The following is a 23,259-nucleotide window of genomic DNA, read 5'->3' on the forward strand; positions in this document are numbered from 1 at the left end:
AGCACTTCATCTCACTTATTCAGCCGCTTCAGCAAGCGGAATTGCGTGCGGGTCATTGCTCCCATGCTGCGGCGCGGCAGGCTGCTCGGGGGTACCCGCCTCGTCCAGGCTCTTCCTGAACCACAGCGCGTAGAGGCCCGGCAGGTACAGCAGCGTCAGGAAGGTCGCGACGAACAGACCGCCCATGATCGTGATCGCCATCGGGCCCCAGAAGGCCGAGCGCGACAGCGGGATCATGGCGAGGATGGCGGCGAGCGCCGTCAGCACCACCGGACGGGCGCGGCGGACGGTGGCCTCCACGATCGCCTCGCGCCGGGTCAGGCCGTGGGAGACGTCAGTCTCGATCTGGTCGACCAGGATGACCGTGTTGCGCATGATCATGCCGGCGAGCGCGATCAGGCCGAGCAGCGCCACGAAGCCGAACGGCGCGTTGGCGACGTTGAGTCCGAAGGAGGCGCCGACGATGCCGAGCGGCGCGGTCAGGAACACCAGGATCAGGCGTGAGAAGCTCTGCAGCTGGATCATCAGCAGCGTCAGCATCACCATGACCATCAGCGGGAAGAGGACGAAGATCGAGGCGTTGCCCTTGGCGGATTCCTCGAACGCGCCGCCCGGCTCGATGCGGTAGGCCGGCTCGAGGTGGTCCTTGATCGCCTTCAGCTTCGGCGTGATCTGGCCCGTGACGTCGGGCGCCTGCACACCGTCGACGACGTCGGAGCGCACGGTGATGGCCATGTCGCGGTTGCGCCGCCACATGATCGGCTCCTCATGGGCATACTCGAACTTGGCAATCTGCTGCAGCGGCACGGCGACGCCGTTGCGCGAGGTGATGGTGAGATCGCCGACGCCGCCGAGGTCGAGGCGCTCGGACGGGATCGCACGGGCGACCACGCCGACCTTCTCGATGCCGTCACGCACGGTCGTGACCTGCGAGCCCGAGATCAGCATCGCGAGCGCCTGCGATACGTCCTGCGGGGTCAGGCCCATGGCGCGGGCGCGGTCCTGATCGACGACGAGCTTGAGGTAGGGCGACTGCTCGTTCCAGTCGAGCTGGACATCCTTGACGCTCTTGTTTTGCCGCATGACGTCGCGGACCTGGTAGGCGATCTCGCGCACCTTGTTGGCGTCGGGGCCGATCACGCGGAACTGCACGGGGAAACCGACCGGCGGGCCGAAGTTGAAGCGGTCGACGCGGACGCGCGCCTCGGACAGCATGCCGTCCGCAACCGCGTTCTCGATCTTGGCCTTGACGCGCTCGCGCCCCTCAACGCCCTTGGCGACGATGACGATCTCGGCAAAGGCCTCGTTGGGCAGCTGCGGATTGAGGCCGAGCCAGAAGCGCGGCGAGCCCTGGCCGACATAGGACGTATAGGTCTCGATGTCCTTGTCGTCCTTGAGCAGCGTCTCGGCCTTCTTCACCGCCTTTTCGGTGACGTTGAAGGCGGTGCCCTCGGGCAAGCGCAGCTGGAAGAACAGCTCGGGCCGCTCCGACAGCGGGAAGAACTGCTGCTGGACATGGCCGAAGCCGACGACCGAGGCGATGAAGACGCCGACGGTCGCGACCACCACGGTGATGCGGTGATTGACGCACCATTGCACGATGGCGCGCAGGCCCCGGTACATGCGGGTCTCGTAGACCGCGTGCGGATCGTGGTTGTGATGGGCCTTCATCTCCGGCAGCAGCTTGACGCCGATATAGGGCGTGAAGATCACCGCCACGAACCAGGAGGCGACCAGCGCGATCGCCACGATCCAGAAGATGCTGCCGGCATATTCGCCGACCGCGGAATTGGCAAAGCCGATGGGGAGGAAGCCAGCGGCCGTGACCAGCGTTCCCGTGAGCATCGGAAACGCGGTAGATTCCCAGGCAAAAGACGCCGCGCGCATGCGGTCCCAGCCCTGCTCCATCTTCACCACCATCATCTCGACCGCGATGATGGCGTCGTCGACGAGCAGGCCGAGCGCGATGATCAGCGCTCCCAGCGTGATGCGGTGCAGGTCGAGCGACATCATGTTCATGACGACGAAGACGATGCCGAGCACCAACGGCACCGACAACGCGACCACGATGCCGGTGCGCCAGCCGAGGGCCAGGAACGACACGAACAGCACGATGACGAGGGCTTCCATGAAGGAGTGCACGAACTCGCCGACGGCGTGCTCGACCACCTTGGGCTGGTCGGCAATCAGCTTGACGTCGACGCCCTGCGGCACCGCCTTCATGAACTCGGCGGTCGCCTTCTCGACCTCCTTGCCGAGCTCGAGGATGTTGGCACCCTTGGCGGTGACGACACCGATGCCGATCGCAGCCTTGCCTTCCTGACGGACGACGAAGCTGGGCGGATCGACATAGCCATGGGTTACGGTGGCGATGTCGCCGAGGCGGAACACGCGGCCGTTGCTCTCGACCGGTGTCTCGGCGACGGCCTTGGCACCGTCGAGCGCGCCGGTGACGCGCAGCGGCACGCGTTGCGAGGAGGTTTCGACCGTACCGGCCGGCGTGACGTTGTTCTGCTTGGCGAGCGAATCGAACAGCGCCTGCGGGGTGATGCCGAGGGTGGCGAGCTTGGCGTGGGAGAACTCGACGAAGATGCGCTCATCCTGGTTGCCGTAGACGTCGACCTTGGTCACGCCGGGCACCTTCAGGAGGCGCTGGCGGAATCCTTCTGAGACCTTCTTGAGCTGGGCATAGTCGGCGCCGTCGCCGGTCATCATGTAGAGGATGGAATCGACGTCGGAGAACTCGTCGTTGACGACGGGACCGAGGATGCCGGAGGGCAGCTGGCCCTGCACGTCGACCAGCTTCTTGCGCAGAAGATAGAACAGGTAAGGCACGTCCTTCGGCGGGGTAGAGTCGCGGAAGGTGACCTGGAGCGCGGTGAAGGCGGGCTTGGAATAAGTTTGCACCTTCTCGAAATAGGGCAGTTCCTGGATCTTCTTCTCGATGGGATCAGCGACCTGGGTCTGCATCTCCTGCGCGGTCGCGCCGGGCCAGATCACGGAGACGTTGACCACCTTCACCGTGAAGAACGGATCCTCGGCGCGGCCGAGCTTCTCATAGGAGAAGAAGCCGGCGACACCGAGCACGAGCATCAGGAAGAGAACCAGCGTCGGATGGCTGACGGCCCAGGCCGAAAGGTTGAAGCGCTTCATCGCTCTCTCCGAAAAGACGATCCAGTTGCCAAAAAACGACAGCCACTCTGTTCAGGCCGTCATCGCGAGGCAGCGAAGCAATCCAGGGGGCTGGGCAGATTCTGGATCGCTTCGCCGCTTCAGCCTCTGCTTAGGGACAAAGGCCGAAACTCACCTCACACGACGTAACTCGACTTCTCCTGTCATTCCGGGGTGCCCGCAGGGCGAACCCGGAATCTCGAGATTCCCGGTGCGCAATTGCGCACCTGCGGTCTGGTCCTTCGGACCATCCCGGAATGAACTAGAAAGACAGCGACGAGACGACCCGCACCCGCTGGGCCGGATCGAGCTTCTGCACACCGAGGGCGACGATCTTGGCGCCCTCTTCCACACCGCCGGTGATGACGACGTCGTTGCTCTCGTAGGACTTCACCGCCACCGGCTTCAGCGTGAGCGCACCGTTGTCGTCGACGACGTAGAAGGAGGGCTTGTTGCCTTCGTTGAACAAGGCCGACAGCGGCAGCCGCGCGACGCGCTCGGTCGCGGCGTCCGACAGCGTCAGCGTCGCGGTCATGCCGAGCGCAACCTTGTCGTCGGCCTCCGGCAGCGAGAACTTTGCCAGATAAGTGCGCGTGGCCGGATCGGCCGTCGGCGCGATCTCGCGTAGCTTGGCCGTATACTTCTTGTCCGGCTCCGACCAAAGAGTGACGCTGGCGACGCCCGACTTGGCGCGTCCGACCAGCGTCTCAGGGATCGCGACGACCGCTTCCTTTTCGGCAAAGCGGGCGACACGGATCGAAGCCTGGCCCGCGGAGACCACCTGGCCGGGCTCGATCAGCGTTGCGGTGACGACGCCTCGGGCGTCGGCAACGAGCGTCGCGTAGGAAAGGGAATTCTTGGTCAGCTCGACCGAGCGGACCGCACGATCGAGGCGCGCGCGGGCCTCATCGGCCGATGCCCGGTTCGAATCCAGCTGCGCGTCGGTGGTCCAGCCCTTGGCCTTCAGATCCTTGGCGCGCTGCTCGGCAGCGGCGGCCTGGGCCAGCACGCCGGTCGCGGCGGTCTGCTCGGCGACGGATTGCTCGGCCTGGAGCTTCAGATCGACCTCATCGAGAGTCGCGAGCGGCTGGCCGATTTCGACGGTCTGGCCGACCTCGACGAGGCGCTTGGCGACCTTGCCGGCGACGCGGAAGCCGAGATCGCTCTCGATCCGGGGCCTGACCGTGCCGACGAAGCTGCGCTCGGGGGTTTCGGCACCATAATGCGCGGTTGCGACCAGAACCGGCCGCGGCGGCTCGGCTTTCTCGGCGACGGTGTCATTGCACCCGGCAAGGCCAGCCGCCATCAGGGCCAACGACACGCCTGCCAACAGCCTGGAATAGCTCGACAAAACCGACCTGACGAACATCGAAGGACACTCCTGCATCTTCAATGAGAGGAATGTCGACTAATCACTGATAAAAGTCAATAATCGTCAGTCATCAGGAATGCGTGATCGTTAAGGGGTGGTGAGGTTTGAGAGGGGTTGTCAGGAAGGTGAAATTTTAGGGCGGGCTGAGGCTCACAGCCCGGGTCCGGCGCCTCAGGCTAGGCACCGTGGGGTGGGCAAAGGCGCGCTAGCGCCGTGCCCACGACCTGTTTGGGTCGGAGAGAGGTGGTGGGCACGCTTCCGCTTTGCCCGCCCTACGGAACCGTTTGCTCTATTCCTTCTGCTCGGCGAACTCGTGCTTGCTGTCGTGGCCACCGACGAACACCAGGATGCCGGCGATCAGGGGCAGCACAGCGAGCACCAGCAAGCCGGTCGAGGTCTGGCCGGTGGCTTCCTTGACCCAGCCGATCAGGTATGGCCCGCCGAAGCCGGCGAGGTTGCCGATCGAGTTGATCAGGGCGATGGCGCCGGCGGCAGCAGTGCCGGAGAGCCAGGCGGTCGGCAGGGTCCAGAACACACCAAAGCAGCAGAACACGCCGATCGCGGCGACCGTCAGCACCACCATCGTCATGGTGGGATCGGTGAGGTAGCTGGAGACGGCGAGCGCGACGGCAGTGAGCAGCAGCGGCGCGCCGACATGCTTCACGCGCTCGCGCGTCGCATCGGAGTGACGCGCCCACAGGATCATGGCGATGGTGCCGAACAGATACGGGATCGCGGTGACGAAGCCGGTCTGCGCGTTGGTCAGCCCGAACGCCTTGACGATCTGCGGCAGCCAGAACTGCATGCCGTAGAGCGCACCGACGAAGCCGAAATAGATCAGGCTGAGCGCGATCACCTTGGGCGAAGACAGCGCCTCTCCGAGCGAGAAATGCTTCACCGCCTGCTTAGCGGCGATTTCCGAATCGAGCTTCGCCTTCAGCCACGCCTTCTGCTCGGCCGACAGCCAATCCGCCTTCTCCGGCTTGTCGGTGAGATAGAACCAGGTGACGATGCCGAGCAGCACCGAGGGAATGCCCTCGATGATGAAGAGCCACTGCCAGCCCTTCAGGCCCATCGCACCGTCGAGCCCGAGCAGCAGGCCCGAGATCGGCGCACCGATCACGGTCGACACCGGCACGGCGATGGCGAAGGCCGCAAGGAAGCGGGCGCGATATTCGGCCGGATACCAGTAGGTGAGATAGAGGATGATGCCGGGGAAGAAGCCGGCCTCGGCGACGCCGAGCAGGAAGCGCAGGACGTAGAAGCTCGTGACGCCGCTGACGAGCGCCATCAGGGCGGAGATGATGCCCCAGGTCACCATGATGCGGGCGATCCAGCGGCTGGCGCCGAACTTCTCCAGCGCGAGATTGCTCGGGACCTCGAAGATGAAATAGCCGAAGAAGAAGATGCCGGCGCCCCAGGAGAAGATCAGCGGCGTGAACTTCAGCTCGGCGTTCATGGTCAGCGCGGCGAAACCGAGATTGACGCGGTCGAGATAGGAGAAGAAGTAGGCCAGCACCAGGAACGGGATCAGGCGCCAGGAGATGGCGCGGATCGTCGAGGTCTCGATTTCCGCCTTGTTAAAGTTCTTGGCCGCGCCGGCGGAACCGGCATAGGTCGTGGTCTGGCTCATGGCTTCCCCCAGGGTTGTTGCTTTTATGGGCTGGTTGCGGTTTTCAGCATCGCGGGCGAAGAGTCAATGGAGCGAGCAATGCACGGGACGCAGCCGGATAAACCTGTTGCGCTGTTAGAGACATCGCTGACCCGCGCCGCCCTCGCGCTCGCGGTGATCGTCTGCGGGCTGTCGCTGCGCTGGTACGGCTTTCCGCTCGGCCTGCCTGCCTTCGTCGTGAAATACGGCGGCTCGCTGCTGTGGGCGACGATGGTGTTTCTGCTGGTCGGGGTTCTGCTGCCGCGGCTCACCCCGACGCAGATTGCGGCCATCGCAGCGGTGATCGCGGTCGTCGTGGAATTCTCCCGGGTGGTGCATGCGCCCTGGCTCGATGCGTTCCGGCTGACGACAGCCGGCGCACTGCTGCTCGGCCGCATCTTCTCGCTGTGGAATTTGGTGGCGTACGCGGTTGGGATTGAGTTCGGCGTCTGGATCGATCGGCTGGTTCAGCTGCGTAGGGTGGGTTAGCCGAAGGCGTAACCCACCACTGTTTGTATCCGCGGAAACTGAAATGGTGGATTACGCTTCGCTAGTCGTCCGTTAAGAAGCCGGATTGATCGAGGCTGGCCGGGCGAGCGTGCGCCATAGCTGGGCCAGGAACAGGCACAAGAGATATCTCAGCCAGGCGAGGATGCGGCGGAAGTTGTGTCCGACGGCTGAGAGGACGACGTTGGCGGCATCGCCGGCGCGGCCTTTGAGGTAGCAGCGCCCGAGGTGGCCTTCCGCCTTCAGGTGTCCGATGATGGGCTCGATGGCGGAGCGGCGGCGCAGCTCGCGCTTGATGACACCGAAAACGCCGCGCTTCTGGCCGGAGATGAAGACGCGACGGGGATTTTGTGCGTCGTGGCCGCGGTATCCCTTGTCGACATAGGCCCGCTCGATCGGACAGCCGGTGAGTGTCTCGGTGCGGTCAATGACGTCCCGCAAGGTGTGACCGTCGTAGGGGTTGTCGGGCAGTGCGCTGGCGTGCAGCACGAACAGGCCACCGGGAGCCCGGCGGTTGTTGGTGACGATGGAGGCCTTCACGCCGAACTCGTAAGGCGCGCTGGCCTTGCCCTTGCCGATGCACTCCACTTCCGGGGCATGGAAGGAATAGAGCTTCCAGCCGCGCTGGCGCTGCTGCTGCGAGCGGATCTGCGTGGCCCGGCCGAGCGGGAGGGCGAACGCCTGCTCCAGTGCTGGCTGGCCTTCGATCTTGCGGCGGATGTCGCGGATGATCCGGCCCAGCCGGCTACGCAGGATACGCAACTGCCGCTGATGCCGCCTGAACTGTTTGGCATGGGCGTAGCGGCCGGCCATCATCGCGGCGGCCTTGGCGATGCGAGCATAGGATTGCCGCAGCCTGACGCCGTGCCTGATCGCCAGGCGGTTGAGCCCCTTGATGGCCGCATGCAGCAGCTTGGCATCGGTCGGAAAGGTGATGGCCTTCGGCTGCACCGTGGTGTCGACCGTAACCCGCTTGAGGTCCTGGCTGCGTAATGCACCGGCCTCGTGCGCTACCCGCAAGCTCTCGGCCAGCAGCAACTCCAGCTTGTCGCCAAGCCGCTTGCGCCAATGGCTCAGGTCCGAGCGCTCGTGCGGGAACGTGTGCTGAAAGAACTCTTCCCCGGTGAAGAACTGGAAGTATGGGTCATGGACCCAGCGCTCGCACACCTCCTCATCGGACAGCCCGTAAATGTGCTTGAGCAACAGCAGACCGATCATGAAGCGCGTCTCGATCCCGGGCCTGCCGTTCTCGCTGTAGAGCGGCGCGATCTCGCCGTCGATCCAGTCCCAATCGACCTTGCCGGCGAGCAGAACCAGCTCGTGCTTCATATTGATGATCTGGTCGAGCCGAGCCCGGAACAGATCGTTCGATCCCGTCGTCTTGTGCTTCTTCGGCCGCATCGTTCCCTCCGATGCAGACAAGGAATCATGCTTCCCGCTTCGAGGGAATCCACGAAAACCAAATCGCAAGGTTCTGACGCCCAAAGCATCAAAACCTTGCAATCTGGAAATGCCCCTTAGCCCAAATCGAGATTCCCGATCAGTGGCTTAGTCCTTCTTCACGGACGACTCGCTAATCCACCCTACGAGACCGGCGCCGCGCCGATCAGCGTTCACTCCGCCAATTGAAACCGCTCGAAGCGATCGAGCTCGTCCTCGATCTTTTGCTTGAGCTCCTTGCGCCCCGCCGTCTTCTTGCCCTGCCCGACCCAGGTCCATTTCTGCATCAGCAGCTTCTTTGCCTGCCGGTCGGTCTTCAGATCGAGCGCGGCGACGATCTCGTCGCCGACCAGCACCGGCAGCGCAAAATAGCCGAGCTTGCGTTTGGCCTTCGGCACATAGGCCTCGAACAGGTGGTTGTAGCCGAAGATGAGACTGGTGCGCTTGCGCTGGATGATCAGCGGGTCGAACGGCGAGAGGATGTGGACGAGATCAGGCGAGACTACCTCACCGTTCGCCTCGAGCGTGGTCGGCACCGCCCAATGCTCCTGCTTGCCGGCGCCGTCGATCACAACAGGCACGAGCTCGCCGCGGCGGACGCGGGCGGCGATCAGGCCGGCCACCGCCTTCTTGCGCGGCGCGTCGAGGTGGCAGATCGAATCCAGACTCACCACGCCCTGCGACCGCAGCGCGCGGTCGAGCAGATAGGTCGTAATCTCCCTGGCTGAGGCTGGCCTGGGCAGTGTGTCCCAGCCGAAATGCCGCGTCATCAGCTCGTAGGTCTTGAGCATGCCCTGCCGCTCGCTGATGGTCACGGCGCCGGTATAGAAGGCGAGCTGCAACGCCCGCTTCGAAGGCTTGCGGCTCTGCCACAGATGCTCCTTCTCGGTGAGCACGTCGTCCTCGATGTCGCGGATCGTCAGCGGCCCGGCGCGCACCAGCCGCATCACCTTGCGCGTGTCGGCCGGCTTCACCGAGGCGAACCATTTGTGTCCTTCGCGGCGGTGCTCGCGCATCGCCGGCAGGAAGAAGCGGAAGTCGCCGGCGGGTACGTAGGAAAGCGCGTGCGTCCAATACTCGAACACGCTTCTGTCGACGCTCTGGGCGTGGCGCAAATCGGCGCGCCGGTAGGACGGGATACGGCTGAACAGGATGTGGTGATGGCAGCGCTCGATGACGTTGATGGTGTCGATCTGCACATAGCCGAGATGAGCGACCGCGTCCGCGACGGCCTGAGCTCCGTCGCCGAACGGTGCGCGCTCATCCAGCCGCTGCGCATGCAGCCAGATCTGCCGGGCCTGTGTCGTGGTGAGGTGGAGCGGTTTTGGCGCGCGTGACATTGCGGGGAGGAATGTAGCGGGATTCGCGCCAAGAAAAAGAAGAAGAAAAAGAAGACCTCGAGGCAGCAGTCAAAAAAACCGCGCTGCCATCTGCTGACAGCGCGGCCGGATGGTGGCGCGCCTCGCGCCTACTTCATCGTCATCGCCTTCTGCGACTTCATGTAGTGCATGCAGGCGCTCTTCATCTTGCCGTTGCTCATGTCCGTGTTGGCCATGGCCATTTCCTTGTTCGCCGCCATCTTGGCCGGCGTGTCGGGCGTGCCGCCCATCATGGCTGCGGATTTCATCATGTTGTCCTTGGTGCACGCCATCATCGCGGCAGATGCGGGGGACAGCGAAAGGGTAAACGCGACAAAGGCTGCAGACGTGAGCAAGATCTTCATCGAAAAGTCTCCTCCGTAAAACAAAACCGGCGTCATGCCGGCCTTCGCAATTACGTATTCTCTCGCGCCGACGTTTCGCGGAGAAGACAATTTTCTTGCTGCAGTGCGAAGGCGGAGGGCCTAGCGGCCATCCTTCGGCACCTTGGGCCGGTCACCGAGGCTGCCGGTGGCGACATCCGGCTCGCACAGGGCCTTGCCGCGCCCCTCCGCCTGGCAGCGATAGACGCTGCCGGTGAGGCGGTCGACCAGCCACACGTTCTCGTCGGTCGGCGCTTCGAGTCCGACATAGCGGGAGGTCAGCCCCGTGATCAGCGTCGACAGCAGGATGGCCACCGCGATCATGGCCGCACCGATATAGATCGGCATTGAGCTCAGGGACACTGTCCGATCCGGCGGGCCGCTGCGATTGAAGTAGTCACGCTGATAGTCACTTGGCCTCGGCACTGGACGGAACTCGGCTCCTTCATTCGGAGATTGGCGGGGACAACGTCCTGCTAGGCGCGCATCTGGCCGATTTCTTGTTCACGGCCGGGCCGTGCGGCGACGGCTTTGCGACGATCGGTGTGCACCGCCGCCGAGTCTGCCGGCCCTCGCCAGCGCCGGAACCCTTGGTCAGCCACCTCCCACGGTACGGAGGGGAATGAGCATGCGCTCGCAAGGTGATTTCAATCACACCGGGGATTGCCGCTGCTTGAACCCACGCCGCGGCGCGTGCGACGACTGCTATTGGTCCGATCGGCCCTTGTCCCCGGGGCCATCGCGAAACGTGCCGGTCCGATGCCCGAAACACCCGGGAATGCGCTAGGATGGGCCCGGAACCGGCTGTAGCCACCGTGACCAAGATCACATCAGGACCTTTGAACCTGCCTTATGCTCGCAGCATCAAATCGCTATCAGGCGTAACAGCGAGGATACGACAATGACCCGTTTTGATAAGTTCTTTGGACTGAAGGCGATAACTCTTTCCGCCGCGCTGTCGATGACGGCGGGCCTGGCTGTAGCCGGTGACAATAATGTCTCCACAGGCCAGATTCTGGATGCACTGAAGCCGAAGCCGGCGACCCGTGGCCTGTCCGCCGGTCCGCAGGCCGATCCGGCGGCGCAGGCCAAGGAATCGACATTCCTCAACACCGTGCGCAACCGCTCGACCCGTTCGCTCTCGACGGGTGAGCGCGAACAGATTGCCGAACTCGCCGCGACCAAGCCGAAGATCGATCTGGAAATCCAGTTCGACTACAACTCGGCCGACATCGCCAAGACCTCGGTGCCCTCGGTGCAGGCGCTCGGCAAGGCGCTGTCCGATCCGGCGCTGAAGGGCTCGACCTTCGTGGTCGCCGGCCACACCGACGCGGTCGGTGGTGAAGAGTACAATCAAGGCCTCTCCGAGCGCCGCGCCGACACCATCAAGAAGTACCTGGTGCAGAACTACGGCCTGAACGGCACCGATCTCGTCACCGTCGGCTACGGCAAGACCAAGCTGAAGGATGCCGCCCACGGCGCCGACCCGGTCAACCGCCGCGTCCAGGTCGTGAACATGGACACCAAGACCGCGTCGAAATGATCTCGATTTGATCGCGACAGAAGGCTCGCCGCCTGCCGCCCCGGCAGGCGGCGATGTCATATCCAGCTCTGGAACAGCATCAGCCGGCCAAAACTCCGCATCGACGTGCCGATGAAGGCCGCAGAGATGGGCAGCATGACCGCAAAGCCGATCGCGGCGACACCGACATAGGCCCACAGCAGCCAGCGCGGCAGGCCGTCCCGGCGCAGCACATAGACCAGCGCGAGCGACGCCGCGGTGGCGGCCGGCAGATAGTAGTAGATGAACCCGAGCGTGCGCGGCAGCAATGCCCAGGCGAGCCAGGGACCGAAATAGAACGCCGCGATCAGGAACGCATCCCAGCGGCGCAGCACGATGAAATCGCGCAGCACGAGCGCGAGTGCGAGCAGAGCCGGCCACAACACCAGCGGATTGCCGAGGAAGACGATTGCGGAGACGTTGTCCTCCGCGCTCTTGTCGAACAGGAACCACACCGGGCGCGCGAGCAGCGGCCAGGATGGCCACGCGCTCATATAAGTGTGTCCGGCGATCGCGGTCGTGGTGTTGTCGGCGAAGATCCGGCGCTGCGCCTCGATCAGATCCGGCAACGACACGCCGTAGAGCGGAACGAAAGCCGCAAGATACGTCATCGCCGGGAGGATGGCGAAGCAGAGCGCGACATGATGCAGCCTCAGGCCGGGCCAGAGGTCCGGCCGGTACCAGTCGTCCGGCTTCGCGTCGGCGAACAGCGTGCGCCAGCCCTGCATCAGGCGGATCACCGCGACGATGACGATGCAGACGCCGAGTGGAAACAGGCCACTCCATTTGCAGGAAGCGGCCAGGCCGAACAGGCTGCCGGCGAGCGCGAACAGCGCCTGCGGCCGCTCCCGTCGAAAACCATGCATGAAGGCGGCGGTCGCGAGCAGACCGAAGCCGAGCGCAAAGATGTCGAGCATGGCGATGCGCGCCTGCACGTAGAGCATCTGGTTCACGGCGGCGATCAGCGCCGCGGCGATCGCCGGCCCTTGCGCGGAGAACAGCGCGAGCCCACACAGATAGATCGCGACGATCGCCAATGCGCCGAACAATGTCGCGGGATAACGCCAGCCGAACGCGTTGTCGCCGAAGGCCGCGATCGACGCCGCGATCAGCTCCTTGGCGAGCGGCGGATGCATCGGATTGAGCATCGGCTGCGACATCGCCGGGGCCAGCATCTGCCGCGCCGCCGGCACATAGTGCACCTCGTCAAAGACGAACTTCTCCGGCGTCGCGAGGCCGATCAGCAGCGCGAGATGGGCAGCTAGGAAAATAGCGACAGCTACCACTGCGCTTCGCGACAATCTCGGGACTGCGGACCGTTCAAGCAGCTGCTGTGGGGATGTTTTGCGTGGCAAATTTGCGTCACCGCGGACAAAAATAAGGATCGCGGTTTTCATTGAACGCATTCCGCCGCGGCTGTCACTAAGCATAACGCACGTACCGCTCCGCTTGTGATAATTTCGCCACATCAGAAGCGCGCGCGATCCGGTACGATCAGGGACACATCGATCGGTTGCGAAATGAATTTCCGTTTCTGGCTTTTCCCTATCCTGTCGTCGGCCGCATTGTGCGCGGCGCCTGCTGCGCAGGCGCAGACGCGCGTCGGCGAAGCGGTGGTGATCCAGAACGAAGTGGTGCGCGTGGCCGCGGCCACCACGCCGATCAGTGTCGGCGACAGCATGCTGCGCGACGAGACCGTGCGCACCGGCTCCGACAGTGCCGCGCGCTTCGTGATGGCCGACAGCACCAATTTGTCGCTCGGCCCCGGCGCCACGCTCAAGCTCGACCGCACCGTCTTCAACGACGAGCACAGCTATCGCGACGTCGCGATCCGCATGACCACCGGCGCATTCCGTTTCGTCACCGGCCATTCCGAGAAGACCGCCTACAAGATCACGACGCCGCTTGCGACCATCGGTGTGCGCGGCACCACGCTCGACATCCTCTCGCAGCGCGGTCGCTCCGTCGTGGTGCTTCAGGACGGCGCGGCCAGCGTCTGCACGACGAGCTCACAATGCGTGCAGCTCACCCAGCCGGGCGACACCGCCATCATCACATCGACCGGCGGCAAGGTCTCGATCACCAAGACCAACACGCCGCCCTGGACCTTCGCCGCCAACTGCGCCGCAAGTGCCGGCCTGTGCGCGGTGAACCAATATGCCGGCGCCTCGCCGACCATCACGCCGGCCGTCCAGGACGACGGCATGCTGTGCGGGCGCTGACGATGGCGAAATTCAACTTTCGGCTCTTCGCCCTCACCGGCCTGCTGACCGCGGCCGCTGCGCTGGCGTTTGTCGCGCTCGACATTCGTCCCGCCGCAGCTCAAGCGACCTGCGAAATCGGATGCGGCGAGCCGACGCCCTACCCGACCTATTCACCGTCTCCGACGCCGACATATTCTCCGTCGCCCTCACCCTCCCCTTCGCCGAGCCCCTATCCTTCCCCGTCGCCGAGTCCATATCCGTCGCCGAGCCCGACACCGACCGGGGCCGATTCCAGCGGCAATTCGATCGGCGGCCTCGCGGGCCAGCGCTTCAACCAGATGATCACCAACCGGGTGCTCGGCACGGTCCTGCTCGGCGTCAACGAGCAGGTCAATTGCAGCGACTGCATCAGCGCGTTCGGCTCGGCCGGCTCGTTCTCGGCCGGTATCCACGGCCGCAAGGAGCTCACCAACAATCTGTCGCTGCTCGCCGGCATCGCCTACACGCACTACAACGAGGGCGGCTACAAGATCACCGGCGCGCCGATCGGCGCCTTTGCCCTCCGCTACGACTTCACCGACTGGGGATCGTCACGTCCGTTCTTCGACGTCGGAACGATCCTGACGCCGTGGGAGAAGGCGCGCTACACCCGCAGCTACAATACCAGCCTCGGTCCTGTGAGCGTGACGAGCTCGACCAACGCTTCGAACTACGCGGTCTACGGCCGCGCCGGCTGGATGAGCCGCGTCTCGCCGCGCGACGAGGTCGCAGCTTCGATCGAAGTCTGGCAGCTCTGGCAGCGCGTGTCCGGCTACAGCGACAATGCCGTGGCCTTCAACCCGTTCGACGCCACCATCGCGACCGGCACCGACCGTACCAGCCTGGTCAAGATCGGCGGCCAGTGGACGCATCTGTTCGGCAGCAACGTCGAGACCAACATCAACGGCGGCTGGGTGCAGTCGTTTGCGAGCCACAGCGGCATCGTCGCCACCGTGACCGGCGACGGCGTGGTGGTGCCGACCATGGGCAACCAGGGCTCGTTCGAATATGGCGGGCGGCTCGGCTTCCGCGTGCAGAAGGGCTGGGTCGTGGATCTCTTCGCCAACGGCACGCTCGGCCCGCAGCCCGTCGGCAACACCATCCACGGCGGCGTGGGCTTACGGATAAATTACTGAGGCAGCTTCGTAGGGTGGGCAAAGCGAACGCGTGCCCACCACTTCTCTCCACCGGAGTCGGATCGTGGGCACGGCGCAAGAGCACCTTTGCCCCCTACGGCACCCGTGTCGTCGTCACGCCGCCGACTTGCCCTCGAACGCGCGGCGCAGCACGTCGACATCCAGCTTCACCATCTTCATCATCGCCTGCATCGCGCGCGCGGCCGCTGCCCTGTCCGGGCTCGACAGGAATTCGAACATCACCTTCGGCACCACCTGCCAGGCCACGCCCCAGCGATCCCGGAGCCAGCCGCATTGCTCTTCCTTGCCGCCATGGGCGAGGAACGCATTCCAGACGCTGTCGACCTGGGCCTGATCATCACAATGGATCATCAGCGAAATGGCATGGGTATATTCCATCTTCATCCCGCCGTTGAGCGCGACCAGCGGCTGACCGGCGACCGTGAACTCGACGACGAGCACGGAGCCTTCCTTGCCGGAGGGGCCGTCCGAAACATTGCGCTGAACGTGCGTGATCGCCGAGTTCGGCACGAGCGAGACATAGAACTTCGCGGCTTCCTCGGCATCGCCGTTGAACCACATGCAGGGTACGACCTTGGACATCGTGAATGCTCCTCGTTGGTTTAGCGTTCGACGGACTGGGATCAGGCATTCGCCATAGCGGGCTGCGGAGGGACAGCCGCCATGTCCAGCCAGTTCACACCCCACATGTGGCCATCCGGATCCTCGAAGCTGCGGCCGTACATGAAGCTGTATTCGTCCTTCGGGCTGGGATCGGCCACCCCGCCTGCCGCCTCTGCCTTGCCGACAATCGCGTCGACCTCGTTGCGGGTGTCGGCGGACAGGCAGAACAGCGCCTGATTCGAGGTCCTGGCATCTGCGATCGGCTTCGGCGTGAACTGGCGGAATTTGTCGTGGGTCGCCAGCATCACGTAGATGGCCTCGGAAAAGACCATGCAGCTCGCCGTGTCGTCGCTGAATTGCGGGTTCCGGGTCGCGCCGACCGCCTCATAGAAGGCGGTCGCACGTTTGAGGTCGGTCACGGGAAGATTGAGGAAAATCATCCTGGGCATCGGAAGCTCCTTGGGCGGGTTCTGCCCAAGGACGGATCGCCAGGGGGCCACCCGACACGGTTTCCGAATATTTTTTCACCCCCGGAGACGATCGCGCCTCCCACCGCGGGGCGGTCTTACTTCTTCTCGTTCGGATCCCGGTGGATGGGGTCGACCCACAGCACTGTCTCGGGCTTCTCGACCGGCTCGATGTCGAGGTTGATCGCCACTGCCTCGCCGTCGCTGCGCACCAGCACGCATTCCAGCACCTCGTCGGGGCTGGCGTTGATCTCCTGGTGCGGCACGTAAGGCGGGACGAAGATGAAATCGCCGGGGCCGGCCTCTGCGGTGAATTGCAGGCTCTCGCCCCAGCGCATCCGCGCCTTGCCCTTCACCACGTAGATGACGCTTTCGAGATGGCCGTGATGGTGTGCGCCGGTCTTGGCATCCGGCTTGATGCTGACGGTGCCGGCCCACAATTTCTGGGCGCCGACGCGCGCGAAATTGATCGCGGCCGCGCGGTCCATGCCCGCCGTCGACGGCACGTTGGTATCGAGCTGGTTGCCGGGAATGACGCGCACGCCGTCATGTTTCCAGCGATCGTCGTGATCGTGGTCATGGTGGGAATGCGAATGGTCATGGCCGGTCATGGACTTGCTTTCTGTTGGTTCCGTGCGCGGCAAACTAACCCGAAGCCGCACCCGCGAGCCATACCAAAATCGGAACCCTCGTAGCTGCGGGACGTTGCCTTTGCGAGCAAAATGGAAGGAGAGTCTCATGGGTAGCACGACCGACAAGATCAAGGGTAACGCCAACGAGGCGATCGGCAAGGCCAAGCAGGGCATCGGTGAAGCCACCGGTTCCGAACGCATGAAGGGCGAAGGCGTGGTCCAGGAAGTGAAGGGCAAGGGCCAGCAGGCCATGGGCGATGCCAAGGACGCCGCAAAGGACGCGATCGATCGCGCAGCGGCAGGAGCAAAGCGCGCGACGGAATGACGCGCGGCATCCAAAAGCGAAAAGACCGGCCGAAAGGCCGGTCTTTTTCTTGCCGTCATTCCGGGGCGGCGCGTAGCACCGAGCCCGGAATCTCGAGATTCCGGGTCTGGTCCTTTCGGACCATCCCGGAATGACGCGATGCGTCACTTCACCGCGAGCAATTCCACGTCGAACATCAGCGTCGCGTTCGGCGGGATCACGCCGCCGGCGCCGCGGGCACCGTAGCCGAGCTGCGGCGGGATGATCAGCGTGCGCTTGCCGCCGACCTTCATCGAGGCGACGCCCTCGTCCCAGCCGCCGATGACACGGCCCTTGCCGATCGGGAATTCGAACGGCTCCTTGCGATCGACGGAGCTATCGAATTTCTTGCCCTTCTGGCCGTTCTCATAGAGCCAGCCGGTATAGTGCATCACGCAGATCTGGCCGGGCTGCGGCGAGGCACCGGTGCCGACGGTGGAGTCGATGATCTGCAAGCCTGAAGCTGTGGTCATGGTCTTTCCTGCGGTCTGGGCCGAGGCCGTGGTGGAAACGAAATGCGACACGCCTGCGATCACCGTGATCGCGAGTGCCGACATCAGGGTGAGGAGCGCGCGCTGGAAACGCTGCATAAGGCACCTTCCGTTTGAGGCGGAAGGTGTCTAGCGCAACGCGGGTGCGGTTTCCACCCCTCACACCTCGATATTTTCCAGTCGGACCGGGAGCTTGCGGATGCGCTGGCCGGTGGCGTGGTGGATCGCGTTGCAGATCGCGGCATTGGTACCGACATTGGCGAGCTCGCCGAGGCCCTTCACGCCGACGGGATTGATGCGGTCATCCTGCTCGGAGAGCAAAATGACCTCGACTCCGGCGACGTCCGCATTCACGGGCACGAGGTAGTCGGCAAGATTGTCGTTGACGTAGCGCGCATTGCGCTCGTCGATTTCCGTGGCCTCCAGCAGTGCCGACGACATGCCCCAGATCAGTCCGCCCATCAGCTGGCTGCGCGCCGTGCGCGGATTCATGATCCTGCCCGCCGCAAACGCACCGACGAGGCGAGGACAGCGGATTTCGTGGGTGAAGCGATTGACACGGACCTCGACGAACTCGGCGCCGAATGCGTAGGCGATCTGGTCTTTCATGGCATGACCGCCGACGAGCCGCACCTGCCCGTTGTGCATGGCGCGGAAGGAATCCAGCGGCGCGCCTTCCGGCTTCCACTCGCCATATTCCTCGACGACGCCGACACCGAGCGCATCGAAGGCCTTCTCGATGTCGAGTGGACGATCGCCCTTCGCGGCCTGCGTGGCCGGTGTCTGGCCGAGACCCACGGTCTCCTTGGCCCGGTCGGTCAGGCTTTGAGCCGGCATCGCGGCCTTGAACAGGCGCTGGCGAATCTGGTCGCACACCATCATCACCGCCGAGCAGGTGCTCGCGGTCGAGTTCGAGCCGCCGGCAACCGGCGCCGGTGGCAGATCGCTGTCACCCATGAAGACCGCAACTTTCTCGAGGGGCACGCCGAGGCGCTCGGCCGCGGTCTGGGCGATGACCGTATAGGCACCGGTGCCGATCTCGTGGCCGGCGATCTCGACCCGGGTCCGGCCGTCGCGCTGCAGGCGCACGCGCGCGGCCGACGGCCCCATCTGCGTCGGATAGCAGGTCGCGGCACAGCCATAGCCGATCAGCCAGTCGCCGTCCGACATCGATTTCGGCTGCGGCGAGCGCTGCGCCCAGCCGAAGGCCTTGGCGGCCTCGTCGAAGCACGCCATCAGCGAGCGCGAGGTGTAGGGCTTGCCACCGATCGGCTCGTTGGTAGTGTCGTTGATGCGCCGAAGCTCGACCGGATCCATGTTCAGCTTAACCGCGAGCTCGTCCATCGCGCTCTCCAGCGCAAACAGATAGGGCACCTCCGGCGGCGAGCGCATGAAGCCCGGCGTGTTGCGGTCGGCACGCACGATCGACACCAGGCTGTCGACGTTCGGGCAGGCATAGAGCCGCGTCGTCGTCTTGGTGCCGCCGACGCAATAGGCATCGGCGCGCGAGGAGACCTCGGCGCCCACATGCCTCAAAGCCAGCAGCTTGCCGTCCCGGTTTGCGCCAAGCTTGATCTCCTGGCGCGTCTCGGCACGGTGGGTCGTAATGGTGAAACCCTGATCGCGGGTCGGGACCAGCTTGATCGGGCGGCCCAGGCGCTTGGCAATGCCGGCGATGATGGCGGTCCGCGGCGTCATCGAACCGCGCGAACCAAAGCCGCCGCCGACATAGGGATTGACCACGCGCACCTTGTCGGCGTCGATGCCGAGCTGCTCGGCGACGCCGTGCTTCAAGCCATAGACGAACTGACTGCCTTCGTAGATGACGAGATTGTCGCCCATCCAGGCGCAGCTCGTCGAAAACAGCTCCATCGGATTGTGATGCTGCGTCGGCGTGTCGTAGGCGGCGGTGAGCTTGATCTCGGCCGCATCGAATGCCTTGGCGAAATCGCCGACCGCGGGGTCTTCCTTGAACTGCGCGTTCTGGCCCTTTGCGGCAGCCGTGGTTGTTCCCGGCGAATCGAAGCTCGCGCTGGGCGCGGTGGCGGTGTAGCTGACCTTGACACGATTGGCGGCCTCGCGCGCGGCCTCGTAACTCTCCGCGACAACGACAGCGATAATCTGGCCGTCATGGGCGATCTCGGCCGACTTCAGCGGCTGGATCGTCGTTCCGGCATAGCCGCCATTGCTGAAAAGCTTCGACTCCCTCAGCTTCGGGGCGTTCTCGTGGGTGACGATCTCGATTACGCCGCGGACACCCTTGGCCTCATCGAGATCGAAACGGTCGATGCGGCCCTTGGCAATCGCACTGGTGACCAGGAATGCATAGGCCGGATTATCCAGCGGCATGTCGGAGGCGTAGGTCGCCCGCCCCGTGACCTTTGCAGCCGCATCATAGCGCGGCACGGGCTGGCCCATATTCGCCTTGGGCGAGGGAGCTGCAGCGGTCATGATCAGATCTCCATCGTTACGGCCTGCTGGAGCGCGCGCGCCACCACGCGCTTGCCGAGCGCGATCTTGAAGCTGTTGTGCCGGCGGCCGCGGGCGTCTGCAAAAGCAGCATCAGCGACGCGTTGCGCCAGAGCTTCGTCGAACTTTTGTCCCTTCAGCAGCGCCTCCGCCTCGCGCGCCCGCCAGGGCATGGTGGCGACGCCGCCGAGCCCGACGCGCGCATCCCGGATCGTGCCCTCTTGCACGTCGAGCGCGATCGCAGCCGAGGACAGTGCGAACTCGTAGGATTGCCGGTCGCGCGCCTTGAGATACACCGAGCGAGGCCAGCGGCCCCGGATCGAAAAGGCCGAAATCAGCTCGCCGGGCTGAAGCGTTGTCTCGATGTCGGGGGAGTTCCCCGGCGCCTTGTGCAGCTCTGCGAACGGCATCGTGCGCGTGCCGGCCCTGCCCGTGATCTCGACCACGGCATCGAGGGCGATCAACGCCTGCGCGAAATCGCCGGGATAGGTCGCAATGCACTGATCTGACGTGCCGAGGACGGCATGCATGCGGTTGACGCCGTCCATGGCGGCACAGCCGGAACCGGGATTGCGCTTGTTGCAATTCTCGTAGGAGACGTCGCGGAAATAACTGCAGCGCGTCCGCTGCATCACGTTGCCGCCGAGCGTTGCCATGTTGCGCAACTGGGCGCTGGCTGCGAGCTTCAGGGAACTCGCGATCACCGGATAATTGCGTTGGATCTCGGCATGGGCGGCCACATCGGACATCTTTGCGAGCGCGCCGAGCCGCAAGCTGTCGCTGCCGGGCTCGATCGCCGACCAGGCGTGCGCGAGCGGATTGATATCGACGATCGCGGCGGGCCGCATCACGTCGAGCTTCATCAAATCGATCAGCGTGGTGCCGCCCGCAAGCGGCTGGGCTGTCGCCTGGGTCAACGGATTGCTGGCTGCCGCCGCGGCAGCGCTCAGCGCCTGCACGGCCATGTCGGGGTCTGTTGCCCGTTGATACGAAAAAGGTCGCATGCGCCTAGCCTTTCATGATCTCGGGCGCGGCCTGCTTCACGGCCGCGACGATGTTGGGATAGGCCGCGCAACGGCAGATGTTGCCGCTCATGTATTCGCGGATGTCGGCTTCGCTCCCGGCATGTCCCTCCTTGACGCAAGCCACGGCGGACATGATCTGGCCAGGCGTGCAATAGCCGCACTGGAACGCATCGTTGTCGACGAAAGCCTGTTGCATCGGGTGCAGGCGATCGTCGGTCGCCAGCCCCTCGATCGTCGTGATCTCCTGCCCTTCCGCCGCGAGCGCGAGCGTCAGGCACGACACCACCCGCCGATCGTCGATCAGCACCGTGCAGGCGCCGCACTGGCCGTGGTCGCAGCCTTTCTTGCTGCCGGTGAGCTTGAGGTGGTCGCGCAGCGCATCGAGCACCGTGGTGCGCGCGTCGATGCGCAGGCGCTTGTCCTTGCCGTTGACCCGCAGCGTGACGTCGACGGGAAGTGAGGGGTCCTGTGCAGCTGGGGCTTTGGCTTCCTCTGTGGCCGCGCGCGCGGTGATCGGGACGAGCGCACTGCCAGCCGCGCCGGCCATGAAGGCGCGCCGATCGAATGCTGATTGTTTGGAACTTGATGTGTCGGACATCGACGCCTCCGCCGCTTATCTGCAAAGCAGCGCACGCCTGCACCGCCCATCGCCCCTTAACCGGAAGCAATGAACTCTGTTCCGAACGAGAAAGGGCGACGCAGCAAATGCCGCGCCGCCCTTCGTCAACTTTTCCTGATCTTGCGCGCGGAACCCCGCGCGGCAGCACTCAATAGCCGAGCGCGCAGCCGTCCTTGCGCGGATCGGAGCCGCCGGTGAGCGTGCCCTTCTCCCAGTCGATCCAGATCGCCTGCGCACCACCGAGCGGGCCGACCACACTGGTGGTCTTGTGGCCGAGCTTCTTCAGGCCCTCGACGATGTCAGTCGGCACGCTGTCCTCGAGCTGATACTGGCCCTCGTAGTGCAGGCCGCGCGGCATGTCGATCGCCTCCTGCACATCGCAGCCATAGTCGAGGATGTTGGTCACGACGCGGGTCTGGCCGACCGGCTGGTACTGCCCGCCCATCACCGCGAACGGCATCACGGAGCGGCCGCCCTTGGTGAGCAGGCTCGGCATGATCGTGTGCAGCGGCCGCTTGCCGCCGGCGATGCAGTTGGGATGGCCGGGCTGGATGCGGAAGCCGCCGGCGCGGTTCTGGAACAGGACGCCGGTCTTGTTCGAGACGATCGCCGAGCCGAAGGAATGCGCGATCGAATTGATGAACGAGCAGACGTTGCGGTCCTTGTCCACGACGGTGATGTAGATCGTCGACGGATTCATCGGCGGTGCGACGTTCGGCAGGTCGAGCATGCCGTCCATGCGGATCTTGGCGATGTGCTCGTCGCAGAATTCCTTGGCGAGGATCCTGGCGACCTCGACCTGCATGTGGTCGGGATCGGCAACGTGCAGCTCGCGGTGCATGTACGCGATGCGCGCGGCCTCAGCTTCGAGATGGAAACGCTCGATGCTGAGCGGCGCGTATTTCGTCAGGTCGAACCGCGACAGGATGTTCAGCATCAGCAGCATGGTGAGGCCGGGTCCGTTCGGCGGGCACTGCCAGACGTCGTAGCCCTTGTACACGGTGCCGATCGGCGTCGTCGTCTCGGTGGTGTGCGCGGCGAAATCGTCGAGCGTGTGCAAGCCGCCGATGCCCCTGAGGGTCTCGACCATGTCTTCGGCAATCGGGCCCTTGTAGAAGGCGTCGCGGCCGTCCTTGGCGATCGCGCGCAGGGTCTTGCCGAGCTCGGCCTGGCGGATGACGTCGCCGGCCACCGGCGGCTTACCGCCCGGCAACAGGTAACGCACTGTGTTGGTACCGCCCTTCAGCTTCTCGAACTGGTTCTTCCAGTCGAAGGCGATGCGGGGTGCGACGACGTAGCCTTCCTCGGCCGCCTTGATCGCGGGCTGGAGCAGCCGGTCGAAGCCGAACTTGCCATGGTCGCGCAAGACGGTCGCGAAGGCATCGACCACGCCGGGGATCGAGACCGCATGCGCCGAGGTCAGCGGCACCGAATTGATCTTGCGCTCCAGGTACCAGTCGACGTTCGCCGCCTTCGGGGCACGGCCGGAGCCGTTATAGGCGATGATCTTGCCCTCGCCGCGCGGCTGGATCAGCGCAAAGCAGTCGCCGCCGATGCCGGTCGATTGCGGCTCGATCACGCCAAGCAGGGCCGAACCCGCTACCGCCGCGTCCACCGCGGTGCCCCCTTCGCGCAACACCTCGATCGCGGCGAGCGAGGCCTGCGGATGCGAGGTCGCCACCATCGCGTTGGTGGCGTGGACCGTGGACCTGCCTGGGAAATGAAAGTTTCTCATCGAATTCTTGCTCTCTTGGGCCCGTGGCGCGG

At 64.6% G+C, this 23,259-nt stretch carries 21 protein-coding genes; 5 read left to right on the forward strand and 16 right to left on the reverse strand.

From position 1 onward, the window contains the following. Window positions 1-15: 15 nt before the first annotated feature. The 3 genes from CIT37_RS31015 to CIT37_RS31025 form a co-directional block, all read right to left on the reverse strand. Window positions 16-3,153: an efflux RND transporter permease subunit gene (locus CIT37_RS31015; RefSeq protein WP_095424578.1), complete on the reverse strand. Its 3,138-nt coding sequence runs from the start codon at window positions 3,151-3,153 to the stop codon at window positions 16-18. A 280-nt stretch (window positions 3,154-3,433) separates the two neighbouring features. Beyond that, window positions 3,434-4,540: an efflux RND transporter periplasmic adaptor subunit gene (locus tag CIT37_RS31020; protein WP_095424577.1), complete on the reverse strand. Its 1,107-nt coding sequence runs from the start codon at window positions 4,538-4,540 to the stop codon at window positions 3,434-3,436. A 292-nt stretch (window positions 4,541-4,832) separates the two neighbouring features. Next, window positions 4,833-6,176 (reverse strand): MFS transporter, encoded by a 1,344-nt coding sequence (locus tag CIT37_RS31025; protein ID WP_095424576.1) that lies wholly within the window; start codon window positions 6,174-6,176, stop codon window positions 4,833-4,835. Window positions 6,177-6,254: 78 nt separating this feature from the next. Here CIT37_RS31025 and CIT37_RS31030 point away from each other — a divergent pair, with 78 nt between their 5' ends. After that, window positions 6,255-6,683: a ribosomal maturation YjgA family protein gene (locus CIT37_RS31030; RefSeq protein ID WP_161966240.1), complete on the forward strand. Its 429-nt coding sequence runs from the start codon at window positions 6,255-6,257 to the stop codon at window positions 6,681-6,683. A 72-nt stretch (window positions 6,684-6,755) separates the two neighbouring features. Here the strand turns inward: CIT37_RS31030 and CIT37_RS31035 are convergent, their stop codons facing one another. The 4 genes from CIT37_RS31035 to CIT37_RS31050 form a co-directional block, all read right to left on the reverse strand. Beyond that, entirely contained in the window at window positions 6,756-8,102 is a 1,347-nt protein-coding gene (locus CIT37_RS31035; RefSeq protein WP_011084757.1) for an IS5-like element ISBj5_B family transposase, read from the reverse strand. A gap of 212 nt (window positions 8,103-8,314) precedes the next feature. After that, complete coding sequence (locus CIT37_RS31040; RefSeq protein ID WP_095424458.1) at window positions 8,315-9,481, reverse strand: winged helix-turn-helix domain-containing protein; 1,167 nt, start codon at window positions 9,479-9,481, stop codon at window positions 8,315-8,317. A gap of 128 nt (window positions 9,482-9,609) precedes the next feature. Next, window positions 9,610-9,864 (reverse strand): hypothetical protein, encoded by a 255-nt coding sequence (locus CIT37_RS31045; RefSeq protein WP_028141758.1) that lies wholly within the window; start codon window positions 9,862-9,864, stop codon window positions 9,610-9,612. Between the two features lie 120 nt (window positions 9,865-9,984). Continuing rightward, window positions 9,985-10,230, reverse strand: a complete 246-nt coding sequence (locus tag CIT37_RS31050) for a hypothetical protein (protein ID WP_095424457.1) — start codon at window positions 10,228-10,230, stop codon at window positions 9,985-9,987. A gap of 553 nt (window positions 10,231-10,783) precedes the next feature. Here CIT37_RS31050 and CIT37_RS31055 point away from each other — a divergent pair. After that, the gene (locus CIT37_RS31055; RefSeq protein ID WP_095424456.1) at window positions 10,784-11,425 is read left to right on the forward strand and encodes an OmpA family protein; all 642 of its coding nucleotides are present in this window, start codon (window positions 10,784-10,786) and stop codon (window positions 11,423-11,425) included. Between the two features lie 56 nt (window positions 11,426-11,481). Here CIT37_RS31055 and CIT37_RS31060 read toward each other — a convergent pair whose 3' ends face one another. Continuing rightward, window positions 11,482-12,912 (reverse strand): phospholipid carrier-dependent glycosyltransferase, encoded by a 1,431-nt coding sequence (locus CIT37_RS31060; protein WP_095424455.1) that lies wholly within the window; start codon window positions 12,910-12,912, stop codon window positions 11,482-11,484. 51 nt (window positions 12,913-12,963) lie between these two features. On the opposite strand from CIT37_RS31060, the gene CIT37_RS31065 reads away from it, so the two are divergent. Together CIT37_RS31065 and CIT37_RS31070 are read left to right on the forward strand one after the other, a co-directional pair. Next, window positions 12,964-13,665 (forward strand): FecR family protein, encoded by a 702-nt coding sequence (locus tag CIT37_RS31065; RefSeq protein WP_161966241.1) that lies wholly within the window; start codon window positions 12,964-12,966, stop codon window positions 13,663-13,665. A gap of 2 nt (window positions 13,666-13,667) precedes the next feature. Next, entirely contained in the window at window positions 13,668-14,822 is a 1,155-nt protein-coding gene (locus tag CIT37_RS31070; RefSeq protein ID WP_161966242.1) for a hypothetical protein, read from the forward strand. Window positions 14,823-14,936: 114 nt separating this feature from the next. On the opposite strand, the gene CIT37_RS31075 is transcribed toward CIT37_RS31070, so the two are convergent. From CIT37_RS31075 to CIT37_RS31085, 3 genes are all read right to left on the reverse strand, one after another. Beyond that, entirely contained in the window at window positions 14,937-15,425 is a 489-nt protein-coding gene (locus CIT37_RS31075; RefSeq protein WP_095424452.1) for a VOC family protein, read from the reverse strand. Between the two features lie 41 nt (window positions 15,426-15,466). Then, window positions 15,467-15,895, reverse strand: a complete 429-nt coding sequence (locus CIT37_RS31080; RefSeq protein ID WP_091956138.1) for a VOC family protein — start codon at window positions 15,893-15,895, stop codon at window positions 15,467-15,469. Between the two features lie 116 nt (window positions 15,896-16,011). Then, entirely contained in the window at window positions 16,012-16,524 is a 513-nt protein-coding gene (locus CIT37_RS31085) for a cupin domain-containing protein (protein ID WP_007606929.1), read from the reverse strand. A gap of 127 nt (window positions 16,525-16,651) precedes the next feature. On the opposite strand from CIT37_RS31085, the gene CIT37_RS31090 reads away from it, so the two are divergent. Continuing rightward, a complete protein-coding gene (locus CIT37_RS31090) occupies window positions 16,652-16,870 on the forward strand; it encodes a CsbD family protein (RefSeq protein ID WP_026202894.1) in 219 nt (72 codons plus the stop codon). A gap of 143 nt (window positions 16,871-17,013) precedes the next feature. On the opposite strand, the gene CIT37_RS31095 is transcribed toward CIT37_RS31090, so the two are convergent. From CIT37_RS31095 to ggt, 5 genes are all read right to left on the reverse strand, one after another. Further along, complete coding sequence (locus tag CIT37_RS31095) at window positions 17,014-17,478, reverse strand: FKBP-type peptidyl-prolyl cis-trans isomerase (protein WP_028141767.1); 465 nt, start codon at window positions 17,476-17,478, stop codon at window positions 17,014-17,016. Window positions 17,479-17,538: 60 nt separating this feature from the next. After that, entirely contained in the window at window positions 17,539-19,830 is a 2,292-nt protein-coding gene (locus tag CIT37_RS31100; RefSeq protein ID WP_095424451.1) for a xanthine dehydrogenase family protein molybdopterin-binding subunit, read from the reverse strand. 2 nt (window positions 19,831-19,832) lie between these two features. Next, complete coding sequence (locus CIT37_RS31105) at window positions 19,833-20,852, reverse strand: FAD binding domain-containing protein (protein ID WP_038972588.1); 1,020 nt, start codon at window positions 20,850-20,852, stop codon at window positions 19,833-19,835. Window positions 20,853-20,856: 4 nt separating this feature from the next. Then, entirely contained in the window at window positions 20,857-21,471 is a 615-nt protein-coding gene (locus CIT37_RS31110) for a (2Fe-2S)-binding protein (RefSeq protein ID WP_028141770.1), read from the reverse strand. Window positions 21,472-21,640: 169 nt separating this feature from the next. Then, complete coding sequence (gene ggt / locus CIT37_RS31115) at window positions 21,641-23,227, reverse strand: gamma-glutamyltransferase (RefSeq protein WP_028141771.1); 1,587 nt, start codon at window positions 23,225-23,227, stop codon at window positions 21,641-21,643. Window positions 23,228-23,259: the final 32 nt, after the last annotated feature.

This window comes from Bradyrhizobium ottawaense (assembly GCF_002278135.3).
In the GTDB taxonomy this organism is placed as follows: Bacteria; Pseudomonadota; Alphaproteobacteria; order Rhizobiales; family Xanthobacteraceae; genus Bradyrhizobium; species Bradyrhizobium ottawaense.

Coding starts and splice junctions, on each gene's coding strand:
- CIT37_RS31015 (WP_095424578.1), bottom strand. CDS start 3,153: ATGAAGCGCTTCAACCTTTCGGCCTGGGCCGTCAGCCATCCGACGCTG.
- CIT37_RS31020 (WP_095424577.1), bottom strand. CDS start 4,540: ATGTTCGTCAGGTCGGTTTTGTCGAGCTATTCCAGGCTGTTGGCAGGC.
- CIT37_RS31025 (WP_095424576.1), bottom strand. CDS start 6,176: ATGAGCCAGACCACGACCTATGCCGGTTCCGCCGGCGCGGCCAAGAAC.
- CIT37_RS31030 (WP_161966240.1), top strand. CDS start 6,255: ATGCACGGGACGCAGCCGGATAAACCTGTTGCGCTGTTAGAGACATCG.
- CIT37_RS31035 (WP_011084757.1), bottom strand. CDS start 8,102: ATGCGGCCGAAGAAGCACAAGACGACGGGATCGAACGATCTGTTCCGG.
- CIT37_RS31040 (WP_095424458.1), bottom strand. CDS start 9,481: ATGTCACGCGCGCCAAAACCGCTCCACCTCACCACGACACAGGCCCGG.
- CIT37_RS31045 (WP_028141758.1), bottom strand. CDS start 9,864: ATGAAGATCTTGCTCACGTCTGCAGCCTTTGTCGCGTTTACCCTTTCG.
- CIT37_RS31050 (WP_095424457.1), bottom strand. CDS start 10,230: ATGCCGATCTATATCGGTGCGGCCATGATCGCGGTGGCCATCCTGCTG.
- CIT37_RS31055 (WP_095424456.1), top strand. CDS start 10,784: ATGACCCGTTTTGATAAGTTCTTTGGACTGAAGGCGATAACTCTTTCC.
- CIT37_RS31060 (WP_095424455.1), bottom strand. CDS start 12,912: ATGTGGCGAAATTATCACAAGCGGAGCGGTACGTGCGTTATGCTTAGT.
- CIT37_RS31065 (WP_161966241.1), top strand. CDS start 12,964: ATGAATTTCCGTTTCTGGCTTTTCCCTATCCTGTCGTCGGCCGCATTG.
- CIT37_RS31070 (WP_161966242.1), top strand. CDS start 13,668: ATGGCGAAATTCAACTTTCGGCTCTTCGCCCTCACCGGCCTGCTGACC.
- CIT37_RS31075 (WP_095424452.1), bottom strand. CDS start 15,425: ATGTCCAAGGTCGTACCCTGCATGTGGTTCAACGGCGATGCCGAGGAA.
- CIT37_RS31080 (WP_091956138.1), bottom strand. CDS start 15,895: ATGCCCAGGATGATTTTCCTCAATCTTCCCGTGACCGACCTCAAACGT.
- CIT37_RS31085 (WP_007606929.1), bottom strand. CDS start 16,524: ATGACCGGCCATGACCATTCGCATTCCCACCATGACCACGATCACGAC.
- CIT37_RS31090 (WP_026202894.1), top strand. CDS start 16,652: ATGGGTAGCACGACCGACAAGATCAAGGGTAACGCCAACGAGGCGATC.
- CIT37_RS31095 (WP_028141767.1), bottom strand. CDS start 17,478: ATGCAGCGTTTCCAGCGCGCGCTCCTCACCCTGATGTCGGCACTCGCG.
- CIT37_RS31100 (WP_095424451.1), bottom strand. CDS start 19,830: ATGACCGCTGCAGCTCCCTCGCCCAAGGCGAATATGGGCCAGCCCGTG.
- CIT37_RS31105 (WP_038972588.1), bottom strand. CDS start 20,852: ATGCGACCTTTTTCGTATCAACGGGCAACAGACCCCGACATGGCCGTG.
- CIT37_RS31110 (WP_028141770.1), bottom strand. CDS start 21,471: ATGTCCGACACATCAAGTTCCAAACAATCAGCATTCGATCGGCGCGCC.
- ggt (WP_028141771.1), bottom strand. CDS start 23,227: ATGAGAAACTTTCATTTCCCAGGCAGGTCCACGGTCCACGCCACCAAC.